We start from the raw sequence: 23,160 nt of genomic DNA on the forward strand, positions 1-23,160 counted from the left end.
CCATACTTGCACCTTAGACAATGGCGGCCGTTCAAGACAGTTCAAAACCGACGCGAAAAGCGTGCAGACATGAAAAAACCCGCCGAGGCGGGTTTTTTGTGAATCAGCTCGCAGTCTCAGAGCTCGGAGAAGCACTCTTCGATGATCGCCAGGCCTTTGTCCAGTTGCTCGTCCGGCGAGGTCAGCGGCACCAGCACTCGCAGGACGTTACCGTAGGTGCCGCAGGACAGCAGGATCAAGCCTTTGTCCCGCGCCTTGGCCACGACCTGAGCCACCGCAGCGGCGTTCGGCTTGTGGGAGTCACCGTTTTCGAACAGCTCCACGGCGATCATCGCACCCAACGCACGCACTTCACCGATCACCGGGTATTTCTTCTGGATGCCCTTGAGGCCAGTGACCAGACGCTCGCCGACGGCCTTGCAGCGGTCCAGCAGGTGCTCTTCTTCGAACACTTCCATCACCGCCAACGCCGCTGCGCAAGCGATCGGGCTACCGGCGTAGGTGCCGCCCAAGCCGCCAGGAGCGATAGCGTCCATGTACTCGGCCTTGCCGCAGACACCGGCCAGCGGGAAACCGCCAGCGATGGATTTGGCGAACGTGGTCAGGTCGGCAGCGACGCCCATCTGCTCCATGGCGAAGAAGGTGCCGGTACGGCCAGCGCCCGTCTGCACTTCGTCAGCGATCAACAGGATGCCGTGCTGGTCACACAGGGCCCGCAGGCGCTTCATGAATTCTTTCGGCGCCACATAGAAACCACCCTCGCCCTGTACCGGCTCGATGATGATCGCGGCGATGTCACGGGGCTCGGCATCGTTCTTGAAGACGCGCTCGATGCTGGCGATGGAATCGTCGATGCTCACGCCGTGCAGTTCGTTCGGGTACAGCGCACGGAAGATGCCACCCGGCATCAGGCCCATGCCCGCCGAGTACGGCACGACTTTACCGGTCAGGCCCAGGGTCATCATGGTGCGGCCGTGGTAGGCACCGGTGAAGGCGATCACACCGGCACGGCCAGTGGCGGCGCGGGCGATTTTCACGGCGTTTTCCACCGCTTCGGAACCGGTGGTGACCAACAGGGTTTTCTTGGCGAAATCGCCCGGCACCTTGGCGTTGATTTTCTCGCACAGTTCCACGTACGGCTCATAGGCCAGGACCTGGAAGCAGGTGTGGGTCAGCTTGTTCAGTTGCTCGGTCACGGCGGCAATGATTTTCGGGTGCACGTGGCCGGTGTTCAATACGGCGATGCCACCGGCGAAGTCGATGAATTCACGACCTTCGACGTCGGTTACCGTGGCGTTTTTTGCCGATTCGGCGAAGATCGGGTGAATCTGGCCAACACCGCGTGGAACAGCGGCGGTACGGCGGGCCATCAGGTCAGCGTTAGTCTTGCTCATTAAAGTCCTCATTCGCCGCTCATCGGTCGGCGTGGTTCAAGGATTACACGGCGGGAAGTCAACGGCGGCAGCATGCGATGATCGACTGCCACGGCGTTCCCGGCCACAGAGAAATTGCGTTTTGAAACGGCGCAAAGGGACAGCGCTCTCGTGCCCTTCGCGCTTGCAGCAGAATCAGATACCCAGGCAGAGGTATTTGATTTCCAGGTAGTCCTCGATGCCGTACTTGGAGCCCTCACGGCCCAGGCCCGAGGCCTTGATGCCGCCGAACGGCGCGACTTCGTTGGAAATCAACCCGGTGTTGACGCCGACCATGCCGTATTCCAGGGCCTCGGCCACACGGAACACACGGCCCAGGTCACGGGCATAGAAGTACGAGGCCAGGCCGAACTCGGTGTCGTTAGACATCGCGATCACTTCGGCTTCGTCTTTGAAGCGGAACAGCGGCGCCAGCGGGCCGAAGGTTTCTTCCTTCGCCACGGCGGCATCTTTCGGTACGTTGGTCAGGATGGTCGGCTCGAAGAAATTGCCTTCCATCGGCTTGCCACCGGCCAGCACGGTCGCGCCTTTGCCGACGGCATCGGCGATGTGTTCCTGGACCTTGGCCACGGCTTTCTCATCGATCAACGGACCGGTGGTGGTGCCATCGTCCAGACCGTTGCCGATCTTGAGCTTGGCCACCGCCGCCTTGAGTTTTTCGGCGAACGCGTCGTACACCGAATCCTGGATGTACAGGCGGTTGGCGCAGACGCAGGTCTGGCCGTTGTTGCGGTACTTGGAAATGATCGCGCCCTCGACGGCCTTATCCAGGTCCGCGTCGTCGAACACGATGAACGGCGCGTTGCCGCCCAGTTCCAGGGAAACTTTCTTGATGTCCTTGGCGCATTCGGCCATCAACTGGCGACCGATCTCGGTCGAGCCGGTGAACGACAGCTTGCGCACGATCGGATTGCTGGTCAGCTCACCGCCGATGTCGCCGGCGCTGCCGGTGACCACGCTCAGCACGCCTTGCGGAATACCGGCACGGTGCGCCAGTTCCACCAGGGCCAGGGCCGAGAACGGGGTTTGCGACGCAGGCTTGATGACCATGGTGCAACCTGCGGCCAGGGCCGGGCCGGCCTTGCGGGTGATCATCGCAGCCGGGAAGTTCCATGGGGTAATGGCGGCGGTCACGCCGATCGGCTGCTTGATCACGATCAGGCGCTTGTCAGGTTGGTGGCCGGGAATCACGTCACCGTAGATGCGCTTGGCTTCTTCAGCGAACCATTCGATGAACGATGCTGCATAGGCGATTTCGCCCTTGGCTTCGGCCAGCGGCTTGCCCTGCTCCAGGGTCATCAGGCGACCCAGGTCGTCCTGGTTCTCGATCAGCAATTCGTACCAGCGGCGCAGCTTGTTGGCGCGCTCCTTGGCGGTCAACGCACGCCAGGCCGGCAGCGCCTTGTCGGCGGCTTCGATTGCACGACGGGTTTCGGCTGCACCCATCTTCGGCACGGTGCCCAGCACTTCGCCCGTTGCCGGGTTGGTGACCTTGATCGTCTGACCGTTGTCCGCATCGACCCAAGCGCCATCGATAAAGGCTTGCTGGCGGAACAACTGGGTGTCTTTAAGCTGCATGTCGGCTTTCCTTAACAGCACCGCGCGCACGCGGAGCGAATTAGAGTTGTAGAAAGGCGCCTTATGGGCTGCCGTCAGGGAAATCATTCACCGGGCTGAAGCACAGAAATAACGCACAACAAGCATAGACGTGCGGTTCAGCACCCAGACAAGAGCGTTTGAAATCTCAAACGAATCCTAGGGCCGATGGGGGTGAAGGACAATAGGCTGTTCGAAAAAAAGAACAAAAAACCCGTATTTGCCTGTTTTTTCTGATCAGCGTAGCCCACACCCGCCCAAGCGCAGGAAAACACCGGCGAATCAGCAGCATGGACGCCCGCTATGCTTATGAGTATCATGGCGCCCGCGTTGCACCAGTAGCTCAGCTGGATAGAGTACTGCCCTCCGAAGGCAGGGGTCGTGGGTTCGAATCCCGCCTGGTGCGCCATATACAACAAAAAAGCCCCAAGTCGCGAGACTGGGGCTTTTTTGTGGGCGATCGTTTTTCACGCTCCGCGCGGAAAACAAAAATCCCGGTGCCTGCGCCTCAATGAATTTTAGGCGTCGAGATCGACCTCAAGTTGCTCGGGGGCTGGTTCGATATCTCCCAGAGATCGCACCACAAGCCCACATTTCTGAGCCTTGGAATAAAGCCCCGCATCATGAGTCCAGATTTCATCAGCGTTGGTTGCGAGAGCAGTCGCAATGATCTGTCGGTCGAAACGTAACTTGGCTTTCGTTGCTGCCGGATCAAGCACCTTCAGCTCGTTGTCATCAACCATTCGAGCACATTCAACCGCTGCGATCTGATCAAACAATACGATTTCAAAACATGAAAGGCCGTTTATGACATCAAGGTGGCTCTGATGAAAATCCCGATCAACGCCGACCAGATACTCAGCCAGCGCAGGAGTTGGGATCAAGACGGTACCGCCTCTTGCGTCGACCAGTCGATTAAAGCTTCAGCTCTGGCTTCCGCCCTATCAACATTCTGACCTGTGGCGGGATCAACCAGGAGGATACCGTCCTTGGCATTCCCCAAGGCTTGTACGAGAACGTTAGTATCAAGAACTATACGCACCTCACCCCCTTAGGTTCTGAATCGTTCCATGAGGATCATCCATCTCGCTCCAGGTGATACCACCCAGTTCTTTGAGCTGGGTAACAGCGCTACGCAAAGAGGTTTTTTCGAGCTTTTCGTAAGACTGAATGAACATTTTCCGCAGCCGCCAGCCACCATTCGGTCGACTTTCCCACTCCCCCTTCCCGTGAACCCGGACGTGCTTGAACAACAGCTTGCCCAGTTGTTCAGCCAATGCCGTATCGGCTTCACAAAGAAGCGTTTCGCCACCAGCCCCCTCAAGCCGAACAGGAACCGTCTCATCCTTCCCGCCTACCACATACAAGCGGCCTTGGACGGTACCTTGTTTGATGACAATCATTGGAGGAGGTGCCGCCTTGGCTTTGGGAAATTGAAGAATGTTCGCATCCGCCGCTTGCAGGACACCATCCACTCGATCCTGCTCCATCAGTGCGGATAGCTGCTGATACGCTTTTCTTGCACGCTTAGGACCGATTCCCTGAGCGGCCTCGCGCACCCTGTTCAACACCTGGGGATATTTCTCATCCTCCACCCATGTATTCAGGCAGACACAGCCTTCGGTGACAGAGTCAAAATGGACATTATCTTGCGAGCCAAAAAGCTCAGCGAGCTCACACAGATAATCCGTCAAGCGAGTCATCGAGAGCTTGCTTGGGTCGGTTCCGTCGAGTTCGAGCATCAGCTTTTTCATGCTGGCGAGTATAGTTCCGCTCATATGATCCTGCTACGCCTGCATTTGTAACGCCAATGGGTGACGGACGGCTTACGCCTCCACCCTGCCCGCCCCATCGATATGGCAACTTACCACCTCAAGCAGGTCCGCCTCTCTCGCAGGAGCAGATGCGCTGCTGCGCAGCCCAGCGGGAGCAAGCTCCCTCGCCACCGGCTCATTGACGTCCTTAAGTAAGCAGCATTGACGTGCCGACTGGGCTTCTTATATGCGCTGATCCCTCAGCGCTTCTTCAACGCCTCCAACCGCGCAGGCAAATCCTCCTTGGGAAAGCGCTTGTGCAGCGCCAGCAGCTTTTCATCCGCCGCCCGGGCCTCGCCCGATTGGCGCAGGCGCAGGACCTCCGCCAATTCCTTCTCCAGCGACGGTTGCGTAACGGGCGCGCGTTTGCTCATTTTCGCCGCAGGCTTATCCGCCTGGAGTTGGCCGGCGAGGCTGTCCGGAGCGATGGCCATTTCGGCCTGAGGGGCCATGCGGGCCATCGGCGCGGGCGCCGGCATGGCGGGTGCTGGCGCGGCGGCAATAACCGGCGCCTGGCGGTCGGCGGAATAATCCAGCGGGGCCGGCGCGGCCAGCTCGTGGTGGGGCGACTCATCGTGGGGCAGTGGCGAGCGCAGCACCAGGCCGATCATCAGCGCCACACCCGCCACCGTAGCGAATGCCACTTGCCAACGCGGCCGTTGGCAAGCCTGGAGCCAGCGTTGCCACAGGCATGCCTTGGGCGCGGGGGCTTCGCGGCGGGCGGCAGCCAGGACGAAGGCGTCCAGAGACGCGGGCGGTTCGCCACGGGTGTGTTGACGGAAATGCTCGATCAGCGCGTCGTCGGCCGGATCCGGAGTTTGTCGGGAATCGATCATGCGGGTACCTCCTCGGCCAGCAGGCGGTGCAATTTCTGCTGGGCGTAACGCAAGCGGCTTTTCACTGTTTCCAGCGGGACGCCGGTCAAGGCGGCGATCTGTGGTAAGTCCAGGTCGCCGTGCAGGCGCAGCAGGAAAACCTCCCGCTGGTCTTCGGGCAACGCCTGTAAAGCCGCGTCCAGGCGCGCCTGGTCGCGGCTCAGGCTCAGCTGTTGCTCGGGGCTGTCGGTGTCATCGGGCTGGACGTGAAGCTGCTCGTCGTAGCTGTCATGCAACGGGTTGTGGACACCGTGTTTGCGCCAGTGATCGATCAAGCGATTGCGGGCAATCTGGAACAACCACGTACGAAACTTCGCCCGTCCTTGTGGTTGGCTGGCACTGCGGATCAGGCTGAGCCAAGTGTCCTGGAAGATCTCCTCGGCCAGCTCGGCCTTGTTGCTCAGCGACACCAGGAAACGGTAAAGCCCCTGCCGATGACGGGCGTACAGGGCTTCAAAAGCAGCGCCGTCGCCATTGCGATAGCGCGCCAGCAATGATTCATCGCTGGGGGGATCCATCGGCGCGGGCATTTGGGGGACGAACTCCTTTCGTGTGAACACAAACTCGCAGATTACAGAGGTCTCTGTGGGAGACGGGCTTGCCCGCGATAGCGGCAGGTCAGACGAAACTTTTTCGCCTGACACTCCGTCTTCGCAGGCAAGCCAGCTCCCACAGTTAATCCCCGTTGTGCTTGGGATCAGTGCTTGGCCGCCGGCTTGAGGCTCTGGGCCAGCTCGACCATCTGCACAAACTCGGCGCGCAGCCCGAACGGGTCGTCGCCGCGGGCGGAGCGGGCCAATTGAGCAGTGTCCTTCAAGCTCATCTCGCCAGTGTAGCGCCCATCGCCCTTGAGCTGCTGGGCGAAGGCGGCGACGGCGGCCGAGAAACGCAGGTCGTCGCTGGCCGTGCCTTCACTCTGCGCGCTGGCAATCGGATGCTCGATCAGCCGACTGCTGCCACCCTCAACTGACTTATAGCGAACTCGCAACATTGCCAGTTCCCCGGCCTTGCCGTCCTGCTTGGGCGCACTGGCGTAGCGCAACGGCTCCAACCAGCCTTTTTCGCCCTTGGGAACAATTTCGTACAGCGCCGTCACCGTATGCCCGGCGCCGATCTCGCCCGCGTCGACCTTGTCGTTGTTGAAATCCTCACGCTTCAGCGCACGATTCTCGTACCCCAGCAGGCGGTACTCGCTGACTTGGGCAGGATTGAACTCCACCTGCAACTTCACATCCCGCGCCACCACCGCCAGGGTCGAGCTGAGTTGGTCCACCAGGACCTTGCGCGCTTCGAGCAGGTTATCGATATAGGCATAGTTGCCGTCGCCGGCATCGGCCAGTTGCTCCATCAGGTGTTCGTTGTAGTTGTCCACACCGAAGCCCAACGTGGTCAGCGATACGCCGCTTTTACGCTGGTCCACTGCCATTTGCTTGAGGCTGTCGAAGTCACTGATGCCGACGTTGAAATCGCCGTCGGTGGCCAACAGGATGCGGTTGATGCCCTTATCGATATAACTTTCCCGGGCCATCTGGTACGCCAGCTCGATGCCCGAGGCCCCAGCCGTGGAACCCCCGGCGGTCAATTGATCGATGGCGTGACGGATCTTCTCCTTGTCCCGACCCGAGGTAGGCTTGAGCACCACCCGTGACTCGCCAGCATAGACCACCAGCGACACCCGGTCCTGGTCGCGTAATTGGTCCACCAGCAACTTCAGCGTGCTTTGGACCAGCGGCAGGCCCTCGCGGCGATTCATCGAGCCGGACACGTCCACCAGGAATACCAGGTTGGCCGGTGCGAGGTCCGCCACTGCTCGGTCGGAGGCCTTGATACCGATACGCAGCAAACGGGTGTGCGGGTTCCACGGCGACGGCGCCAGCTCGGTGGTCACGCCGAAGGGCGATCCGTCGGTGGGCAACGCGTAGCTGTAAGGAAAGTAATTGACCATCTCCTCCAGTCGTACAGCCCCTTCCGGCGGCAGGCTACCCTGGTTGAGGAAACGTCGCACGTTGGCATAGCTGCCGGTGTCGACATCGACGCTGAAGGTGGAAACCGGCGTTTCGGCAACACTGTGGATGGGGTTGTCCGGCAGTTTTTCGTACTGCTCCCGCGGCTCGGAGCGGTAATCCTCGGCGACGGTATCGCTCATCAACTTTGACGAGGCCATCGGGGCCGGCGCACTCATGCGCTGGAGCGCAGGCTGGGCCACATGAGCCACTTCGCCCTTGAGTTCAGAGCTGGGCGCCGCGGCTACCGGCTCGCCCGGCTTGGCGGTTTCTCCATACGGTTGGCTACAACCGGCCAGCGCCACTAGCAGGGTCACGGCGAAGCCCTGGGCAGCGGGGCGTAGGAATGGGAGCGGGCGGGACATGGGCTGAACCTCGTGAGTGGATGATCCGTTCACTAGCTCAGACGAGAGACGTCCGTGGTTCGGGTTACGCTTGATAATTTTTTTCCGTTCACCACCCTCCTCATCATTTTTCTGCGGTTCCTTGATACAACGAGCAGTTCAGCATGGCCTCCACCACCGCGAAATACCTTCACCCCGGAAAACGCTGTTCAAGGACAAGAACCGCAATGAATTGGACCGCGTGTACGACTGCGGTGAATTTGATGATGCTGCTGTTTTGCCACTTCAGCGCCGTCAGAAGCTCAAAATCCGACATCTCGACATCTCGAGTTCAAACTGGAGCGGGATGCTCCAGTTTATACCTTCAGGAATTGACAACGATTGTCTTAGCCAACATATCGCTCAAACGACGGCGTAGGCCGAAAAACACAAAAATGCTTTCAAGAACGCTGAGCACCAAGAACAGCTTTAAAAAATTGCGCAGAACCGACTGAAAAATTGTGCACTGCGTTGGGTAGGGAAATCCAACTACAGACGTGTGGCAAACGCGTTTGCCAATGCTCTGCCCATTGGGAAGCGCATCGCAAAACAAGATGTACAGAACGCCCAGTAAAATCAAAAAGCACTTAATGCCCCAGAAGAGCTTCAAGCCAATATCAGAGTTGAAATGCTCCGAAAAAGAGCCCAAAGCGCGCGTCATTAAAAAGATGAATAGAACGACTGACAAATCGACCAGGTACCCCAGAAATCTTTTGAGTGGACTGGCGACATCGTAGGTATACGCAGGGACTTCTGTAATTCCATTGCTCATGACTCTATTTATCCATATTTTTTGAGAGTTATGCACGTTCGGCCAGTTGCACGCGACGCCCCACTGTTGTTTAAGAGGAGTGCCAGCCTTTACCTCAGAGGCTACCCCACTACCCCATCAGGGTAGCCATTTGACATCATATTTCAGTGGCGGCGGGTTAGCGAGCATGAGTGTGAAGCGTCTATAGAAAGGGCCATAGCGCGCGGCCACTCAGGCCCCGTAGGCGATGGGCGAAGCCCTCCGGCCCGTCATAATTACCTGGCTTCAAGCTGCTGGGACATCGCAATGTCTGGCGATAAACCGGAAGGTGAACAGCACCACGTGACAATCAAGGGCAACGTCACCAGCAACAGCAGCGAATCGATCCGAGGACAGTGGTTTCCGGGTTGCGCATGCTGCCCTGCTAGCCAGGGAACCACTGTGCTTAATGATGACTGGTCCCATTAGCGCGGTGCTCAGACAAGAACGGCGCCGCTCAGCGCGAACCCGCGATTTGTGGATTTTTTGCGTGAGCGTCTTTGAAGAAGCGGCTCGCCGGGCTCATTGTGCCTTTCGAGCAGGCCTTAGGACTCACAAACCAACGAAGACTGCACTGATTGCAGGGCCCGGCGGGGAAAATACAGCGCCGCCCCCACCCCGACAGCCCCCATCACCACGCAATACCCCACGCACACCCAGGGGCTCCACGGCACCAGCGCAATCAACACCAGCGGCGTCATACTCGCCCACAGTGCATAAGCGATGTTGTAGGTGAACGAGATGCCCGATACGCGGATTTTCGGCGGGAACAGGTTGACCATCACCGACGGCACCGCGCCGACCACGCCGCAGCCAAGGCCGGCCACGGCGTAGGCCAGGCCCAGCCAGGCGCCGCCGCTGATCAGGCTGGCGTAGAGCAACGCGATGCCCACCGGCAGTAGCAGGCTGTAGAGCAGGACAGTGCGCCAGGCGCCGATACGGTCGACAATCAGGCCGGCCAGGACGCAACCGATGTTCAGGAAGACGATGCCCAGGCTGCTCAGGGCGAAGGTGTGGCTGGGGCTCATGCCGAAGCTTTTTTGCATCACGGTCGGGGTGATGACCACGAACACCACTACGGCGGAGGTCAGCACACAGGTCAGGATGACGGCCGGCAGCAAGGCGTGTCGGTAATCGCGCAAAACCGTGCGCAACGGCAGCTCAGCGGCGCCTTCGCGATTGGCGTGCAGGGCCATGAAGATCGGTGTTTCGCTCAGCCAGCGGCGCAGCCAGACGCCGATCACACCAAACACCCCACCCAGCAGGAAAGGCAGGCGCCAGGCGTAATCGAGGATTTCCTCAGGCGTGTAGATCCGCGCCAGCGCCGTTGCGGTCAGCGCGCCCAGCAAATAACCAAAGGTCAGGCCAGCCTGGAGAAAACCCAGGGCGTAGCCACGGTGATGCAATGGAGCATGTTCGGCTACGAACACCCAGGCGCTGGGCACTTCGCCGCCTACCGCCGCGCCCTGGAGGATGCGCAACGCCAGCAGCAGCAACGGGGCGAAATAACCGATCTGTGCGTAAGTCGGCATCACACCGATCAGCAGGCAAGGCAAGGCCATCATCAGGATGCTCAAGCTGAACACCCGCTTGCGCCCCAGGCGATCGGCGAAGTGCGCCATGAGTATGCCGCCCAATGGCCGAGCCAGGTAACCGGTGGCGAAAATCCCGAAGCTTTGCAGCAAGCGCAGCCAATCGGGCATTTGGGGCGGGAAGAACAACTGGCTGAGGGTCAGGGCGAAGAAGACGAAGATGATGAAATCGTAGATCTCCAGCGCGCCGCCCAGGGCGGCGAGGCCCAGGGTCTTGTAATCGGAGCGGCTGAATCGATCGCCTGGCAGATGGGTTTTGGCAGTCATGGGCAGATGGGCAGATGAAGTTGAAAGAGGGCCGCGACTCAGGCGTCGCGGTCGTTGTCCACAGGCTCGGCCGGTGGTTGGCCTGGCTCGGCATCTTCGGCCGCGTCCGCAGGCAGGTAATCCTTACGGCTCCGGGCAATGGCCCGGCGGATCTCGTCGCCCTTGGTCGGGCAGTTAAGGAGGCGGGCGATGCCGTCGAATTTCTGCGTCATCGCCATCCTCCGGCATGAGTGAACAGGGGCTCGATAGTGCTCGCTTTTGGCGCTTGATGCCAATTTTGTGGTTGGGGTTGCTGCGCAACCCAGCGGCAGCAAGCTCCCTCGCCACGGGGGATTGTGGGGAGGGAGGATTTGTGTCCTACCCCCTACTCACCGGTTACTCAGCGGTGATAACGGCGTACGACGCTGCTGTTGCGCAATACGTGGCCTTTGATCTTTTCCATCAACTGGGCGCGGGTCAGGTCGGCAGGAAAGGCTTCCGGTGGCAGGTCCAGGGCGAAAAGCTGGATCAGGTAGTGATGGGCGCTGTCGCCAATAGGCGGGCAAGGGCCGATGTAGCCGTGGGTGCCCTTGCTATTGATGCCGCTCATGCCTTCCAGCGTGGACTTGGTGCCCGCGCCCGCCGGAATCTGCCGCGTGCTGGCCTTGATCCCATAATGCACCCAGTGATCGACGCCCTGGCCGCGCTGGCCGTCCGGGTCGAGCATGACGATGGCATAGCTGAGCGTACCGGGCGGGCCGGCGTTCCAGCTCAGGGCCGGGGAAATATTCTTGCCGCCACAATTGTTGGCGTCACTGGCAGCCGCAGCGGTGAACAGGCGGTCGTCCGACACACCAGGGATGTTGAGGGTGAAACGGTCCTCGGCCTGGGCCGCCCCTTGTGCACACAGCACCAGGGCAACGGCTGCCAGCCAGGGGGCGAGAGAGTTCAATCGGGTCATACCGGGCACCTTATGCGGATCAGGCCATGGACGGCCTGCGAACTATAGCCGCAGCGCCCACCCGGTTGCAGTGACAATTATGCTGAACCTCGTTCCAGACCACCGACTCCAACGGGAAACGCCTGACGGAGATCGACCATGCCTATGCATAAAGTCGCCCGCTTCGCTGATGTGCGCGACGACCGCGGCCTTGAAGTGAGCATCAACGACACCTCCATCGTACTGCTGCGTGCAGGTGGTCAAGTGCGAGCCTTCCAAGGCAAATGCCCGCACGCCGGCGCGCCACTGGCCAAGGGCGCGGTGTGTCACGGACGGCTGATCTGCCCTTGGCACAAGGCCGGGTTCCGCGCCGAAGACGGCGCCCTGTGCGAGCCCCCGGCCCTCGACAGCCTGCTGCGCTATCACGTCGAGGTACGCGACGAGGATGTCTGGGTCGATGACCAACCGCTACCGGCCGAGAAAATCCCCCCGGCCGACGATCCGCGCACGTTTGTCATCATCGGTGCGGGCGCGGCCGGTACCGCGTGTGCAGCGGCGTTGCGCGACAAAGGCTTTGGCGGACGGATCCAACTGGTCGACCGTGAAGCCGAAGCCGGGTACGACCGCACGGTGCTGAGCAAATATGTGTTGGCCGGCGACATGGCAGTCGACGAGACGCCGCCGCTGCGCGATGAAAGTTATTTCACCCGACAACGCATCGAACGGGTCCGTGGCGAAGTCACGCGGCTGGACCCCAACGCTCGGAAAATCCGACTCGCCGACGGCCAGGACCTGGGCTACGACGCGCTGCTCATTGCTACCGGCGCAGTGCCCAGGATGCCGGACCTGCCTGGCATCGATTTGCCGCAGGTCTTCGTGCTGCGCTCGATAGCGCACACCCGACGGATCCTCGGCAGCGCCCGCCCCGGACAGCGCGTGGTCATCATCGGCGACAGCTTCATCGCCATGGAAGCGGCCTCGGCCTTGCGCAAACGCGAGTTGAGCGTGACGGTACTGGCCCGCCATCCGGTGCCATTCGCCGCACAGTTGGGCGAGAGCGTCGGCCAGGCCATTTTGGCGCGGCATCGGGCTAACGGCGTGGTTTATCACTGCGAAGGCGAAGCGGCGCGGATAGAGGGCACTGGCAAGGTCGAAGCGGTGGTGCTGGATAACGGCCAACGCTTTGCCGCGGATCTGGTGATCGTCGGCATCGGCGTGCGCCCGGCCACCGAACCGTTTGCGGACTTGCCACGGGAACCGGATCAATCGCTGACGACCGACGCCGGCATGCGCGTGACCGAGGGCGTATGGGCCGTCGGTGATATCGCGACCTTCCCGCTCAACGGCCAGCCCCGGCGAATCGAGCACTGGCGCCTGGCCCAGCAACAGGCGCGCATCGCCGCCGCGAACATGCTCGGGGGCGACGAGCATTACCTGGACGTGCCGTTTTTCTGGACCTATCACTTCGGCAAACGCTACGACTACCTGGGTCATGCCGAACAATGGGACGAGGTGCAATTCAAGGGCACGCCCGAACATCCGCCCTTTATCGCCCTGTTGGGCAACGACGGCCTGGTCGCTGCCGCCGTGGCCTGCGATGAAGGACGGGCCATGGCGGCACTGGCCCAGCGCATGAAACAACCGTTGCCGATGGATCAGGCCTGGCGGTTGGTCCGGGATTTCTCATCTTTCTGACAGGCAAGAACCTGTGGGAGCCGAGCTTGCTCGCGATGGCGTCGCCTCGGTTGATGGCAGTGTTGACCGACACATCGCCTTCGCGAGCAAGCCCGCTCCCACAGGGGATGGGTGTCGTTGCAAATGCCATGTTCGGCGCAAATCCAAATGTGGGAGCGGGCTTGCTCGCGAAGATCGCACCTACATATCCGCGGGAAGGTGAATGACTCGCGGACGCTCCAACCGCGCCAGCGGCGGGGGCTGCATTTCGGGACTGAGCACATGGAAATGCGGCACCACGTGACTGATGTCGCCCTCCTGATTGTTATGGATGATCTTCGAGCCGGGCTGGCGCAAGGTATCCAGGCGCCCGTCGGTCAATTTGAAGCTTTCGCTCAAGCCTTGATCATCCACCACCGGCGCGGGCAGTCGGCGCTGGGCGAAGCTGCGGCTCTTGCGTTGCTGATAACGCGCCCAGGCAATCAACACCACCGCGTTGACCAGCGCCACCCAGCCGTAGATCTGCAAAGTCCCGAGGGTCTCGAAGGCCGAGCCACCGAGCCGCGGGCCAGCATGACTGTCGAACAACGGCCACAAGCCGTTGATCAGCAAGTACAACAAGCCGATCCATGCGAACACGGTGAACAACACATCGACCACCACCAGAAAAGGTCGTTGCCGGGTCCTGATAATTTTCATCCGATCACTTCCTCTTCCTGATCATCGAGCGGCTTGATACCGCGATCCGGGCTGATCCAGCGCGCGCGTTTCTGGTGCTGCCCGAACAGCACTTTGGGAAAGCTCACCAGGGTGGTGAACAGGCTGATCAGCCAGAACACCAGCGGATACCAGACCACCCAGAACATGATGTGCCACAAGCCCTTTTCGTAGCGCCGGTCGATCAGGATGCTCACCGCGAACTGCATCAGGCACACCATGGCCAACAACAATCCGGTGAAGGCCGGCGGCATCAGATGGTCGACCGCAATGGCTGCGGGCATTTCGATGAACTTGCCCGCGCCCCAGAAAATTACCGACAGCAGGAAGGTGAACGCCCAACCGGTGGACAGGCAGTATTCGAACAACAGCGGCCACAGGTAGCGATGACGGTATTGCCAGATGCCACGGATGTTCTTGAACAGCACCTCGGCGCCGCCCTGGGCCCAGCGCAACCGCTGCCGCCACAGGCCGCGCAGGGTTTCGGGCATGAGGATCCAGCACAACGCCCGAGGTTCGTAGAAGATGCTCCAGTGGTCCAATTGCAGCTTCCAGCTGATGTCGATGTCTTCGGTGATCATGTCCGGGCTCCAGTAGCCGACCCGATGCAGCGCCGTGCGGCGGAACGCGACGATCACGCCGGAGACTGTGAAGATCCGCCCGAACACCCGCTGGGTGCGTTTGATCAGACCGATGATCGAAGAAAACTCGCCGACCTGGACCCGCCCCACCAGGGTCGAACGGGTGCGGATTCGCGGGTTGCCGGTCACCGCGCCGAGGCGAGCGTTGTCGAGCATCGGTGCGACCAGATAAGCGCAGGTATTGGGCGCCAGCAGCGCATCACCGTCGATGCACACCAGGTATTCGCTGCGCGCGGCGATGGCGCCCATGCGCAGGGCCACGGCCTTGCCCTGGTTTTCCGCCAGGTGCAGCACGCGCAGGCGCGGGTCATGGGCGGCCAGTTGATCGAGCACCTGGGCGGTGTTGTCCTTCGAGCCGTCGTTGATCGCAATGACCTCGATTTTCGGGTAATGCTGGCCCAATGCGGCGTGAATCGTGTCGGCGACGTTGTCGCCCTCGTTGAAGCATGGAACCAGAATGCTGATCAGCGGCTCGCCGACCAAGGACGGCGGCAGCGTGTCGTCCTTCCACGGCCAGTGGCGTTCCCAGTGCAGCCAGAAATACAGGCCACCGGCGATCCATAGCCCGGACATGAACAGCGGGTAAAAGAACACGAAGTCCATCAGGAATTGCCCGGTGACCAGGAAGATCAGGCCCAGGGGCACCCCAAGGACGATCGCCAACACCAGCAGGGCGAGCAGTCTGTCGAGCATGTCAAGGATTCCACTTGTTGGAGAGCGCCGGCCGCACGGTTTTAACGGCAGGCTGGTCTTCGATGAAGTTGTCCGGGTAGTAGCCGAAACTGGTCACGCCCTTACGTTTGAGGCGCCCCATCCAATCGGCCAGTTGTTCGCCGTCGATGTCGCTGACCGGTTGGCTGTGCCAATCCCGGGCCTGCAATTCAAACACCGTGCGCTTGAGCGCGCCGGGACGAGCCTTGACGGTGTCTACCAGGCGTTCGAGCCAGGGGCCGGACTGCTCAAGGGTCTGTTTTTCCATCAACGGCATGGCCATCGGTGCCGTCCAGTCGTAGGCGCCGAGGAAATCGTCGAGGTTCTGGGCGAACCAGGCTTCGCTTTGAGGATTGAGCATCGGTTCGGCGAAAATATTGCGCGCTGTCAGCACCTGCGGGCCGCGAATTGCCCTGACCTTGGCAGTCAACTCATGGGTGAAGTCGATCAGGTAGCGGCTCTTGAAACGGGTCCAGCGTTGCATCATCGCCGGGTCGTCGCGCAAGGCGGCAAGGGACGTTGGCAAACCGTGGGCGGCATAGACTTTCAGGGCCGCGGGGCCAGCGTCTTCGAAGTCCGAAAACACCGCGTCGTCATGGTAGAGAACGCCGTCCAACGAGCTCATCCGCGCCAGGTCTTCGTAGATTTCGCCGATGACCTTGCGCACGTTGGGATCGAACGGCGACAGGCGCACGTATTGATCGGCGGCGACATCGGTCTTGCCGGTCCGCGGATCCCAACGCTGTACCCGCGAAAGCTTGGCGTCCAGGGCGAAACTGAGCACGGGCATCCAGGCATAGACCTTGGCGTTGGCCCGGGTGCGCAATTGCCACGCAACCCGGTCGAACAGATCGGCCCGCACGGGCAGGTGACGGTTGGGGAAGTACAGCGAATGCACCAGGCCGTCGCCTTTGGGATCAGCGAACGCCTGCAAGAACACGGTGTTGGCGCCCAGGTCGGAAATGCGCTGGATCAGTTTGCCGACGTTGGCTTCCTGCTGCACCGGGTCGGGGTCGTAGACATAATCCAGATCGACGTGGACCACGCGCATCGGGTCCATCGCCTGCACCGAAACGATGCTTTCGGCGAAGTGCGCGCCATCCGGGTCGGAAGACACCAGGAAACGTGGGCCGCTCATCAGGTTGTCGAGGCTGTCGAGGCCGTCTTCCAGGGTCAGGGCCATCTGGTAGCCTTCGCTGCCGATCACCTGCAACGCCGTGCCGTCGGCTTCGCCGTAAGGCCAGACCCAGACTCGCGGGCTGTAGCCGGCGACCTTGCGGATCTTCTCGGAAATCGCCGCGACATCCTTGCGCAGACGCGCCTGGAAATCAGCCTCGGTTTCGTAGCGACCGGTGGCGGGATCGTAGCGCCGGGTGGTCGCGGCGGGCTGCTGATTGCCTTGGGGGTTGGCGAGTATGCCTTTGTGATTGGCGTCGGTGTGGGCGGCAATTTCCACCAGCCCCGAATGGGCAACCTCGCGAATCTGCTCCCAGGTCAGGAACTCGGAACGTTTGCGCGGCACGCCGGCGAAATCCACGGTCTGGTTCAGCGGCGTATCGACCCAGCTGCCAACCGGGGCCAGGATTGCCGGCCAGTTATAGGCCCGCAGGATCGGCATCACCCGGGTGTAAAAGCTTGAGTAGCCGTCGTCAAAACTCAACAGCACCGCACGCGGCGGCAGGTCCGGGCCGCCGTTGCGGGCAGCGATGATCTGGTCCACGGTGACCGGCTGATAATTGTTTTCCCGCAGCCACGCCAACTGCTCGATCAGCCGTTCGGTGCGCACGGCCACCAGCGCCTGGTCAGGGTCGAGATCCTCGACATCGTGGTAGGCGATGCCCAGCACGTGGTTCTTCGGCCATGGTGCCTCGTTGGCCGCCAGAGGACGCTCCGAGGGCGGCGTGAACACCGGGGCTTGCTGGGCACACGCGCTGATCAGCAAGATCCCCAGCAGCAGGATGAATCGCGAAATGAAGGGCATCTTCAAACTCTTCTAGAAGCGGTAGGTGAGGTCGACAAGCAAGCGCAGATCGCTTTCCCGATCGCCGTCATAAGGGCGGTTGAGCCAACTGAGCGCGGCGCCTGCCTCAAGCACATCGTTCCAGATCACACGCTGGCCGTAGCTGAGCAGGCCCATGGCGCCAGTGCCGTGGTCGCGCTGGCTGTAGCTGCCGGCACCGATCTGGAATTGCTGGCTCCAGGTGGTTTCGTAGCGGCGATACAGCACGTGGTTCGCGCTGACGGTGGGCATGACGCTGAAGTCCGACTTGGGATTGAAGTAGGGCACTTCGTCGGAACCGCTGTTGCGGCTGGCGGCCACTTCCAGACCCAGCTCCACTTGCAGGCGCGGGGCGCTGTAGAGGCCTTCACGGCCAGTCAACAGGGTCTCGAGACGGTTGTTGCCGTCGCTGAAATGGGACGGGCTGACAGCCAGCCGCCACTCGCGGCTTTCGTTGGCACGCCAGCGCACGAAACCGCTACCGCCGTTGGCCCGGATGCCGCTGTTGAGTGCCCGCAACGGGGTGTTGGCCGACAGGTAGTCCAGGCTGCCGCCGTACTGCCAGTGGTCGTTGATGTCGCGGGCCACGGCCACCCGCGCACCCTGTTTGTCACCGGAACCGTAGGCGTGATTGGAGACCTCGGCCTCCAGCGTCATGTCCCGCGTGCGGCGCTCCACCCCCAGGCGCTGCCAGCGGTGATGGCCGGTGCCCTCTTCAAAGTCACCGGTGGCGTAGCCTGCGCCGCCGAACAGCCGCCAGTCCTCGTCGAGGGGTGGGCTGTAGAGCAACGTTTCGATGCCAAAATCCCGGCTGCCAGTGACTGCGCCGGCGTCACCGCTGCCGCCGCCGTAACTTTTTCCGGTGTAGGCCTCGATGCGCAGCTCGGCCATGTCATGCACTTCGCGCTGGCGTTGCAGGCGTTTGACGTGGGCGTTTTCCGGGTAGCGGGCGACCACGTCATCGGTCAGGGCATCCAGTTGCCGCCATTCCTGCAAGTCCATCGCAGCGCGGGCCTGGGCAATTTCCAGGTCGCGATTGCGCGGGATCGTGGCCTCGACTTCCTTGAGCAGGCTTTCCGAGCGGCGCGGCCAGTCCCGGGCCTGGTACAGGTCGGCCTGGGCCAGGCGCATGCCAGTATTGCCGGGGCCTTGAGCGACAAGGGCTTTCAGACGTGTCTCGGCAGAGGGCAGATCGGCGCCGTAGGTACCGGCCTGTGCCGCAAGCTGCTGGGCGTCCATCCATTCATCGTTGGGGTTGCCGATGGGCAGGCCCTTGAGTTCGGTGCGCGGGCGCTGGGACTTGGCCATGTCTTCGGCCAACGCACGGGCCTCTTCGGATTTTTCACTTTCCAGCAGCGCGTAGTAGAGCGCGGTGCTGTCTTCGAAGCGGTCGGCGGGGTCGGCATCCGGCGCCGCCAGCACCCGACGGTACAGATCGACAGCGATTTCCGGCTGCCGCTGCTCCAGATAGGAAGACGCCACCCAGCGCAGGGCGTAGGTCGGAATGCTCACCCCTGCGGCGATCAGTTTTTGGTATTCGGCAATGACCTCCGCCCGACGCGCGCGGGCATTGAGGGCGCCCATGCGGTCGATGCGCCAGCGGAGCACGTCGTCGTGGGCCTCTTCCACTGGCGTCCAGGTGGCGAGCAATTTGTCGTAGTCGGCAAGCGCACGGTCGGCGATGACGAAGCGTTCCTGTTCGCTGCGGCTGGCCATGTCCGACAGCCGGACCCGTTCGGCCGCGACGTCACCTTCCAATCGTCGTTGTACGCCACGGTCGATCAGCCCAGGTTGTAGACGCGCCAGGCGCAGCGCCGGCTCCGGCAGCCGGGCACGTTGCAGGGCGATAATGTATTCGCGTGCCACCTCAGGCTGGTTGCCGGCGCGGTAAAACGCCTGGTCATACTCGAACAGCGCTTCGTGGGGGTTATTGGCGCGGGTCAGGGCGTAGCCCAACGCCATGCGACGTATCGGGTCTGCCGGTTTTGCAGCCACCAGAGCGCGGGCGCGACTCACGGCTTCGTCGGGCTTGCCAGCGTCGGCCTGGGTCAAGGCGAGGCCCAGTTGCAGGTCTGGATTTTGCGGGTCGATCAGCAATGCCTGGCGATACAGTTCAGCCGCCGAATCCCAGCGCTTGAGGTTGCGATAGGCACGCGCCGTTGCCGCCAGCGCCTGCACCGGCAAGTCGCGATGGCGTCCTTGGGCTTCATAGACTTGAACCACTTCGGCGTCGAGGCCGGCCCAACTGGCGATCTGCAGATGGTCGCTGATCTGTGCTGCGCTCGCCTGAGCGGCCGGCACGTTGCGCAGTGCGCTCAAGGCCGGCGTGTAATGGCCGGCGCGGGCGTCGAGCACCATCTGGTCATAAACGGTGTCAGCCATCGCCAGGGCCGGCCAGCACAATTGGCTGCACAGCGCGGCGCGAAACAGCGGGCGCAAACCACGTTGAATAAAGGGACCCACAGTACGCGGCATTCGTCAGCATCCTTACATGGCCAGCCGGGTCGCAGTGCCCCCTTGCCCATCAAACAGGAAGCCGGATCAAGGAATCCAGCCAAGTTCTAATTGGGCTTAGTCTTGCACTCTCGGACGGGTCATCTTTCAGAACGCCACAATTCTTCAGAATCGCTCCAGATTTAATGATGGGGTAAACGACAGGCATGAAAAAACCCGGCCAGTGCATCGCACGGACCGGGTTTGGGGTATTGCCTGGACGAGTTACTGGACGGCGACGCCGCCACCCAGTTTGCTCATTACAAATTGCGAGAATTGCTCAACGGTCATTTTCTGGCCATTGAAGTCGACCTGATTGTTGGCGTAGTGCAACTTGGTAACAACATCATTGCCTTCCAGGGTCGCCAGTTGAGTACCGACGGCCATGGCGCTGAACATATCGCTGGTGGCGGTGGCCTGATCGGCGATCAACTTGGCGTCGGTCTGGCCTTCCATCTGTGCCTGCACAGTCATCAGGTCCACCAGCATCGGCTTGGAAACCTTGAGGTTGAAATCCAGCAGGGCGAGCAGCTGGCGGGCCAGCTCATCAGGCGGCAGGTCCATGGACTGCGGCTTGGCGAGGTCAACGATCAGGTTGGCGCGGCTTTCGCCGTTGGCGGTATTGAACGACAGGTTTTCCAGGGCGACCTGAGGAGCACCGGCCAGGAGTTTTTCCAGATCGGCCTTGACCTGTGCTTCTTCGGCTTCGGTCAGGTTCAACTCTGGAGCGGGCTCACCGGCGGCAGCGGCCTCGGCTGCGGCTTTTTCGTAGGGTTGCAGCTTGGTCTGGTAAATCTGCATCAAGGACATCGTGGCAGGGATGTCCAGGTTCTTCAGGCTTATCGCCATCTGCGCCGAACCGATGACCTTGTCGTTGAACGCCAATTCACCGATCTTGTAATCGGCACGTCCCGAAGCGCTGGTACCTTCCTCGGTGCTGCTGTTCTTCATCTCGAAGTTCTTCAGGCCCAATACCGACTTCGGCTCGCCAAAAGTGGCCTTGGTATTGCTCAGCAATACGGTGTTGTCGCCCATGTAGTAACCGTAAGAACTTTTGCTCAGGTTACTGGCCAGGGTCAGGCCGTTCACCTCGACCTGCACCGGGGTCTGGTCTTCGGAAACGGTGGTGACCTTGAAGCTGTCCATGTAGCCGTCGGCCTTGACCTTCTGCCCTTGGGCGCTGGCGGCCAGGTCGACTTTCAAGCCGGAGAACGTCAGCTGGGATTGTTCATCCAGCTTGGTGTCCAGCGGCAGCAGCTCGTAGGTGCCATTGATGGACTCGTCGTAACCGAGGTTGGTGACACCCTTGAGCGGCGACTTGCCTTCGGTGGCGGCAAACCATTTATCGGTCAGCGGGTTGCGCTCAAGCTCGGTGTAACTGGTGGCCATGACCGGCAGCCATTTGAGCGTTACCAGACGCGAGAACGGCAGCGGGCCATGTTCGATGCGGTCGACGAGCAGCAGCTCAACCGGCTCGCCACCAAACATCTCGCCTTCACCTTTGAGGCGGTAGTGGGCGGTACTGCTGAACGTGCCACGCTCCAGGGAAATCAGCTCCAGGCTGGACGTGCTATTGGAGCCGGCCAAGGCTACTTGCATCTGTTTGTTGCTATCGGCAATAGCGTTTTTCAACACTCCTTCGAGTTTGGTGCCGGTGTACCACGCGCCACCCGCGCTGATTGCACCGACCGCTACTACGATTCCCAGGAGTACGCTTGCTGATTTATTCATGAGTGACCCGATTGATATCCATGGTTGAAGAAAGTCGTCGTCTTCCCTGACCCGCAAGGGGTGTGGCTCGACGCCGTGAAGTGGGCCGAGATTACCATCAGGCACACCCGCAAGCCCAATGTTTAAAGGGGGAAAAACGCTTTCTTGAGAGGTGGTCTACGAATATTCGACTTCAATTTCATCGAGTTGGTGGTCGAAAGTCTTGAGTCGAGCGGTCCAGGTATACACCAGCACCTCGAAATCGCGATTGATGACCGCCGCGCCCGGTGAGTCCGCACGCGAATCGCAAAAGTCCAGTTGGTAGCGCTCCCGCGCCATGGCATTGGCGACGTCGCACAGCTCACGGGCGTTGTTAAGCCAGTGCCAGCCGTCTTGCGTCACTTGCTTGTCCAGGGCTGCGCATTGGGTTTTCAGGGCCTCAAGGCTTTTTTCCAATGGCGTTCCGGTGAGTTCTCCCATGACCTCTTGGAACGTACGACCGGGCTGCCAATAACTGCCCCAGAAATAACGATCGAAAACAGTCTCGACCCGCCGCAGGGCCACCTTGGTATCCCAGATCAACACCAGGGTCTTGCCTTGTTCGAGGTGTTTTCTCTTGATGCGTTGGCCTTGAAGCGACGCCCAGGCCACGATTGCAATGGATATCACACCGATCAAGGCGGCCGCACTGTCCAGGAACAGCAACGCCCTGTCGATCTGATGAGTCAGCATCACGCCATAGAAATAAGTGGCCGAAAGCAGTATCAGGGCTGCGATGGCGCACCAGAAGCCGGGAGCATAAGGGTTTTTCATTATTGGAATCCCCATGACCAGTGACGTCGCAGGCTCCTCTGTCGCCAGTGCCCCGACTACCAAAGCATAGCAATGGCCTCACAGTTTGCCGGAGAGTTCCATCAATCAGAGGTGCGATCCGATTACCGGCCCAAAACGACAAAACCCCTGTCTGCTCATGCAGACAGGGGTTTTGGGAATTCAATCTTGACGATGACCTACTCTCACATGGGGAAACCCCACACTACCATCGGCGATGCATCGTTTCACTTCTGAGTTCGGGATGGGATCAGGTGGTTCCAATGCTCTATGGTCGTCAAGAAATTCTGTGACCAGCCCGTTGGTTCACAACGTACCGGCAAAAATCGTTAACTTCTACTAAAACAAAACCCCTACCTGCATCAGCAGATAGGGGTTTCGGAATTTAATCTTGACGATGACCTACTCTCACATGGGGAAACCCCACACTACCATCGGCGATGCATCGTTTCACTTCTGAGTTCGGGATGGGATCAGGTGGTTCCAATGCTCTATGGTCGTCAAGAAATTCGGTAGCCAGCGCGTGCCTTGCGGTCACGTTCCAGCGAATGGGTATGCGATAGTTTGTGTGCTGCTTTTGAGCTGGCCGAACTTTCGGTTCATCTCGTCTTCACACACCGCAATCTGGCCTCTTTCGAGTCGACAGATTGCTTGGGTGTTATATGGTCAAGCCTCACGGGCAATTAGTACAGGTTAGCTCAACGCCTCACAG

General features: G+C 60.7%; 18 protein-coding genes, 1 tRNA gene and 2 rRNA genes. 2 read left to right on the forward strand and 19 right to left on the reverse strand.

Annotated features, from left to right (window positions below; genetic code table 11):
• Nucleotides 1-116: 116 nt before the first annotated feature.
• Together gabT and gabD are read right to left on the reverse strand one after the other, a co-directional pair.
• Nucleotides 117-1,394 carry a 4-aminobutyrate--2-oxoglutarate transaminase gene (gene gabT / locus RGM2987_RS15335; protein ID WP_245142648.1) on the reverse strand — a complete coding sequence of 426 codons (1,278 nt, stop codon included), beginning with the start codon at nt 1,392-1,394 and terminating at the stop codon, nt 117-119.
• A gap of 174 nt (nt 1,395-1,568) precedes the next feature.
• Nucleotides 1,569-3,011, reverse strand: a complete 1,443-nt coding sequence (gabD, locus tag RGM2987_RS15340) for an NADP-dependent succinate-semialdehyde dehydrogenase (RefSeq protein ID WP_245142651.1) — start codon at nt 3,009-3,011, stop codon at nt 1,569-1,571.
• A gap of 350 nt (nt 3,012-3,361) precedes the next feature.
• On the opposite strand from gabD, the gene RGM2987_RS15345 reads away from it, so the two are divergent.
• A tRNA-Arg gene (locus RGM2987_RS15345) sits at nt 3,362-3,438 on the forward strand.
• A gap of 109 nt (nt 3,439-3,547) precedes the next feature.
• Here the strand turns inward: RGM2987_RS15345 and RGM2987_RS15350 are convergent.
• The 9 genes from RGM2987_RS15350 to RGM2987_RS15390 form a co-directional block, all read right to left on the reverse strand.
• Nucleotides 3,548-3,913 carry a hypothetical protein gene (locus RGM2987_RS15350; protein ID WP_245142654.1) on the reverse strand — a complete coding sequence of 122 codons (366 nt, stop codon included), beginning with the start codon at nt 3,911-3,913 and terminating at the stop codon, nt 3,548-3,550.
• Nucleotides 3,914-4,072: 159 nt separating this feature from the next.
• Nucleotides 4,073-4,783 carry a hypothetical protein gene (locus tag RGM2987_RS15355; RefSeq protein WP_245142656.1) on the reverse strand — a complete coding sequence of 237 codons (711 nt, stop codon included), beginning with the start codon at nt 4,781-4,783 and terminating at the stop codon, nt 4,073-4,075.
• A 260-nt stretch (nt 4,784-5,043) separates the two neighbouring features.
• On the reverse strand, nt 5,044-5,679 hold the full coding sequence (locus RGM2987_RS15360) for a hypothetical protein (protein WP_245142659.1): 636 nt from the start codon (nt 5,677-5,679) through the stop codon (nt 5,044-5,046).
• A complete protein-coding gene (locus RGM2987_RS15365; protein ID WP_245142661.1) occupies nt 5,676-6,248 on the reverse strand; it encodes an RNA polymerase sigma factor in 573 nt (190 codons plus the stop codon). Before RGM2987_RS15365 ends, RGM2987_RS15360 begins: the two co-directional genes overlap by 4 nt.
• Nucleotides 6,249-6,415: 167 nt before the next feature.
• Nucleotides 6,416-8,086 carry a VWA domain-containing protein gene (locus tag RGM2987_RS15370; protein ID WP_245142663.1) on the reverse strand — a complete coding sequence of 557 codons (1,671 nt, stop codon included), beginning with the start codon at nt 8,084-8,086 and terminating at the stop codon, nt 6,416-6,418.
• Between the two features lie 343 nt (nt 8,087-8,429).
• Entirely contained in the window at nt 8,430-8,876 is a 447-nt protein-coding gene (locus tag RGM2987_RS15375) for an RDD family protein (RefSeq protein ID WP_245142665.1), read from the reverse strand.
• 563 nt (nt 8,877-9,439) lie between these two features.
• The gene (locus RGM2987_RS15380; protein ID WP_245142668.1) at nt 9,440-10,753 is read right to left on the reverse strand and encodes an MFS transporter; all 1,314 of its coding nucleotides are present in this window, start codon (nt 10,751-10,753) and stop codon (nt 9,440-9,442) included.
• A 38-nt stretch (nt 10,754-10,791) separates the two neighbouring features.
• Entirely contained in the window at nt 10,792-10,965 is a 174-nt protein-coding gene (locus RGM2987_RS15385; protein WP_245142671.1) for a hypothetical protein, read from the reverse strand.
• Nucleotides 10,966-11,132: 167 nt separating this feature from the next.
• On the reverse strand, nt 11,133-11,693 hold the full coding sequence (locus RGM2987_RS15390; protein ID WP_245142673.1) for a YbhB/YbcL family Raf kinase inhibitor-like protein: 561 nt from the start codon (nt 11,691-11,693) through the stop codon (nt 11,133-11,135).
• Between the two features lie 138 nt (nt 11,694-11,831).
• On the opposite strand from RGM2987_RS15390, the gene RGM2987_RS15395 reads away from it, so the two are divergent.
• The gene (locus RGM2987_RS15395; RefSeq protein ID WP_245142675.1) at nt 11,832-13,367 is read left to right on the forward strand and encodes an FAD-dependent oxidoreductase; all 1,536 of its coding nucleotides are present in this window, start codon (nt 11,832-11,834) and stop codon (nt 13,365-13,367) included.
• 180 nt (nt 13,368-13,547) lie between these two features.
• Here RGM2987_RS15395 and pgaD read toward each other — a convergent pair whose 3' ends face one another.
• From pgaD to rrf (RGM2987_RS15435), 8 genes are all read right to left on the reverse strand, one after another.
• Nucleotides 13,548-14,045 carry a poly-beta-1,6-N-acetyl-D-glucosamine biosynthesis protein PgaD gene (pgaD, locus tag RGM2987_RS15400; protein ID WP_245142677.1) on the reverse strand — a complete coding sequence of 166 codons (498 nt, stop codon included), beginning with the start codon at nt 14,043-14,045 and terminating at the stop codon, nt 13,548-13,550.
• Complete coding sequence (gene pgaC, locus RGM2987_RS15405; RefSeq protein WP_245142680.1) at nt 14,042-15,397, reverse strand: poly-beta-1,6-N-acetyl-D-glucosamine synthase; 1,356 nt, start codon at nt 15,395-15,397, stop codon at nt 14,042-14,044. Before pgaC ends, pgaD begins: the two co-directional genes overlap by 4 nt.
• Nucleotide 15,398: 1 nt before the next feature.
• On the reverse strand, nt 15,399-17,396 hold the full coding sequence (gene pgaB / locus RGM2987_RS15410) for a poly-beta-1,6-N-acetyl-D-glucosamine N-deacetylase PgaB (protein ID WP_245142682.1): 1,998 nt from the start codon (nt 17,394-17,396) through the stop codon (nt 15,399-15,401).
• Between the two features lie 12 nt (nt 17,397-17,408).
• Nucleotides 17,409-19,889, reverse strand: a complete 2,481-nt coding sequence (pgaA, locus tag RGM2987_RS15415; RefSeq protein ID WP_245142684.1) for a poly-beta-1,6 N-acetyl-D-glucosamine export porin PgaA — start codon at nt 19,887-19,889, stop codon at nt 17,409-17,411.
• A 243-nt stretch (nt 19,890-20,132) separates the two neighbouring features.
• Complete coding sequence (locus RGM2987_RS15420) at nt 20,133-21,638, reverse strand: YdgA family protein (protein ID WP_245142687.1); 1,506 nt, start codon at nt 21,636-21,638, stop codon at nt 20,133-20,135.
• 156 nt (nt 21,639-21,794) lie between these two features.
• Entirely contained in the window at nt 21,795-22,430 is a 636-nt protein-coding gene (locus tag RGM2987_RS15425; RefSeq protein ID WP_245142690.1) for an NADH:ubiquinone oxidoreductase subunit N, read from the reverse strand.
• A 184-nt stretch (nt 22,431-22,614) separates the two neighbouring features.
• Nucleotides 22,615-22,730: ribosomal RNA gene (gene rrf, locus RGM2987_RS15430) — 5S ribosomal RNA — on the reverse strand.
• 107 nt (nt 22,731-22,837) lie between these two features.
• Nucleotides 22,838-22,953: ribosomal RNA gene (gene rrf / locus RGM2987_RS15435) — 5S ribosomal RNA — on the reverse strand.
• Between the last annotated feature and the right edge of the window lie 207 nt (nt 22,954-23,160).

The sequence above is a fragment of the Pseudomonas sp. RGM2987 genome (assembly GCF_022952855.1).
Taxonomy (GTDB): domain Bacteria; phylum Pseudomonadota; class Gammaproteobacteria; order Pseudomonadales; family Pseudomonadaceae; genus Aquipseudomonas.

What these genes read in the sequence shown, in the direction of transcription:
- pgaA (WP_245142684.1), bottom strand. Translation starts at nt 19,889, where the DNA reads ATGCCGCGTACTGTGGGTCCCTTTATTCAACGTGGTTTGCGCCCGCTG.
- RGM2987_RS15375 (WP_245142665.1), bottom strand. Translation starts at nt 8,876, where the DNA reads ATGAGCAATGGAATTACAGAAGTCCCTGCGTATACCTACGATGTCGCC.
- RGM2987_RS15365 (WP_245142661.1), bottom strand. Translation starts at nt 6,248, where the DNA reads ATGCCCGCGCCGATGGATCCCCCCAGCGATGAATCATTGCTGGCGCGC.
- RGM2987_RS15370 (WP_245142663.1), bottom strand. Translation starts at nt 8,086, where the DNA reads ATGTCCCGCCCGCTCCCATTCCTACGCCCCGCTGCCCAGGGCTTCGCC.
- RGM2987_RS15390 (WP_245142673.1), bottom strand. Translation starts at nt 11,693, where the DNA reads ATGACCCGATTGAACTCTCTCGCCCCCTGGCTGGCAGCCGTTGCCCTG.
- RGM2987_RS15425 (WP_245142690.1), bottom strand. Translation starts at nt 22,430, where the DNA reads ATGAAAAACCCTTATGCTCCCGGCTTCTGGTGCGCCATCGCAGCCCTG.
- gabD (WP_245142651.1), bottom strand. Translation starts at nt 3,011, where the DNA reads ATGCAGCTTAAAGACACCCAGTTGTTCCGCCAGCAAGCCTTTATCGAT.
- RGM2987_RS15420 (WP_245142687.1), bottom strand. Translation starts at nt 21,638, where the DNA reads ATGAATAAATCAGCAAGCGTACTCCTGGGAATCGTAGTAGCGGTCGGT.
- RGM2987_RS15385 (WP_245142671.1), bottom strand. Translation starts at nt 10,965, where the DNA reads ATGACGCAGAAATTCGACGGCATCGCCCGCCTCCTTAACTGCCCGACC.
- gabT (WP_245142648.1), bottom strand. Translation starts at nt 1,394, where the DNA reads ATGAGCAAGACTAACGCTGACCTGATGGCCCGCCGTACCGCCGCTGTT.
- RGM2987_RS15360 (WP_245142659.1), bottom strand. Translation starts at nt 5,679, where the DNA reads ATGATCGATTCCCGACAAACTCCGGATCCGGCCGACGACGCGCTGATC.
- pgaD (WP_245142677.1), bottom strand. Translation starts at nt 14,045, where the DNA reads ATGAAAATTATCAGGACCCGGCAACGACCTTTTCTGGTGGTGGTCGAT.
- RGM2987_RS15355 (WP_245142656.1), bottom strand. Translation starts at nt 4,783, where the DNA reads ATGAAAAAGCTGATGCTCGAACTCGACGGAACCGACCCAAGCAAGCTC.
- pgaC (WP_245142680.1), bottom strand. Translation starts at nt 15,397, where the DNA reads ATGCTCGACAGACTGCTCGCCCTGCTGGTGTTGGCGATCGTCCTTGGG.
- pgaB (WP_245142682.1), bottom strand. Translation starts at nt 17,396, where the DNA reads ATGCCCTTCATTTCGCGATTCATCCTGCTGCTGGGGATCTTGCTGATC.
- RGM2987_RS15395 (WP_245142675.1), top strand. Translation starts at nt 11,832, where the DNA reads ATGCCTATGCATAAAGTCGCCCGCTTCGCTGATGTGCGCGACGACCGC.
- RGM2987_RS15380 (WP_245142668.1), bottom strand. Translation starts at nt 10,753, where the DNA reads ATGACTGCCAAAACCCATCTGCCAGGCGATCGATTCAGCCGCTCCGAT.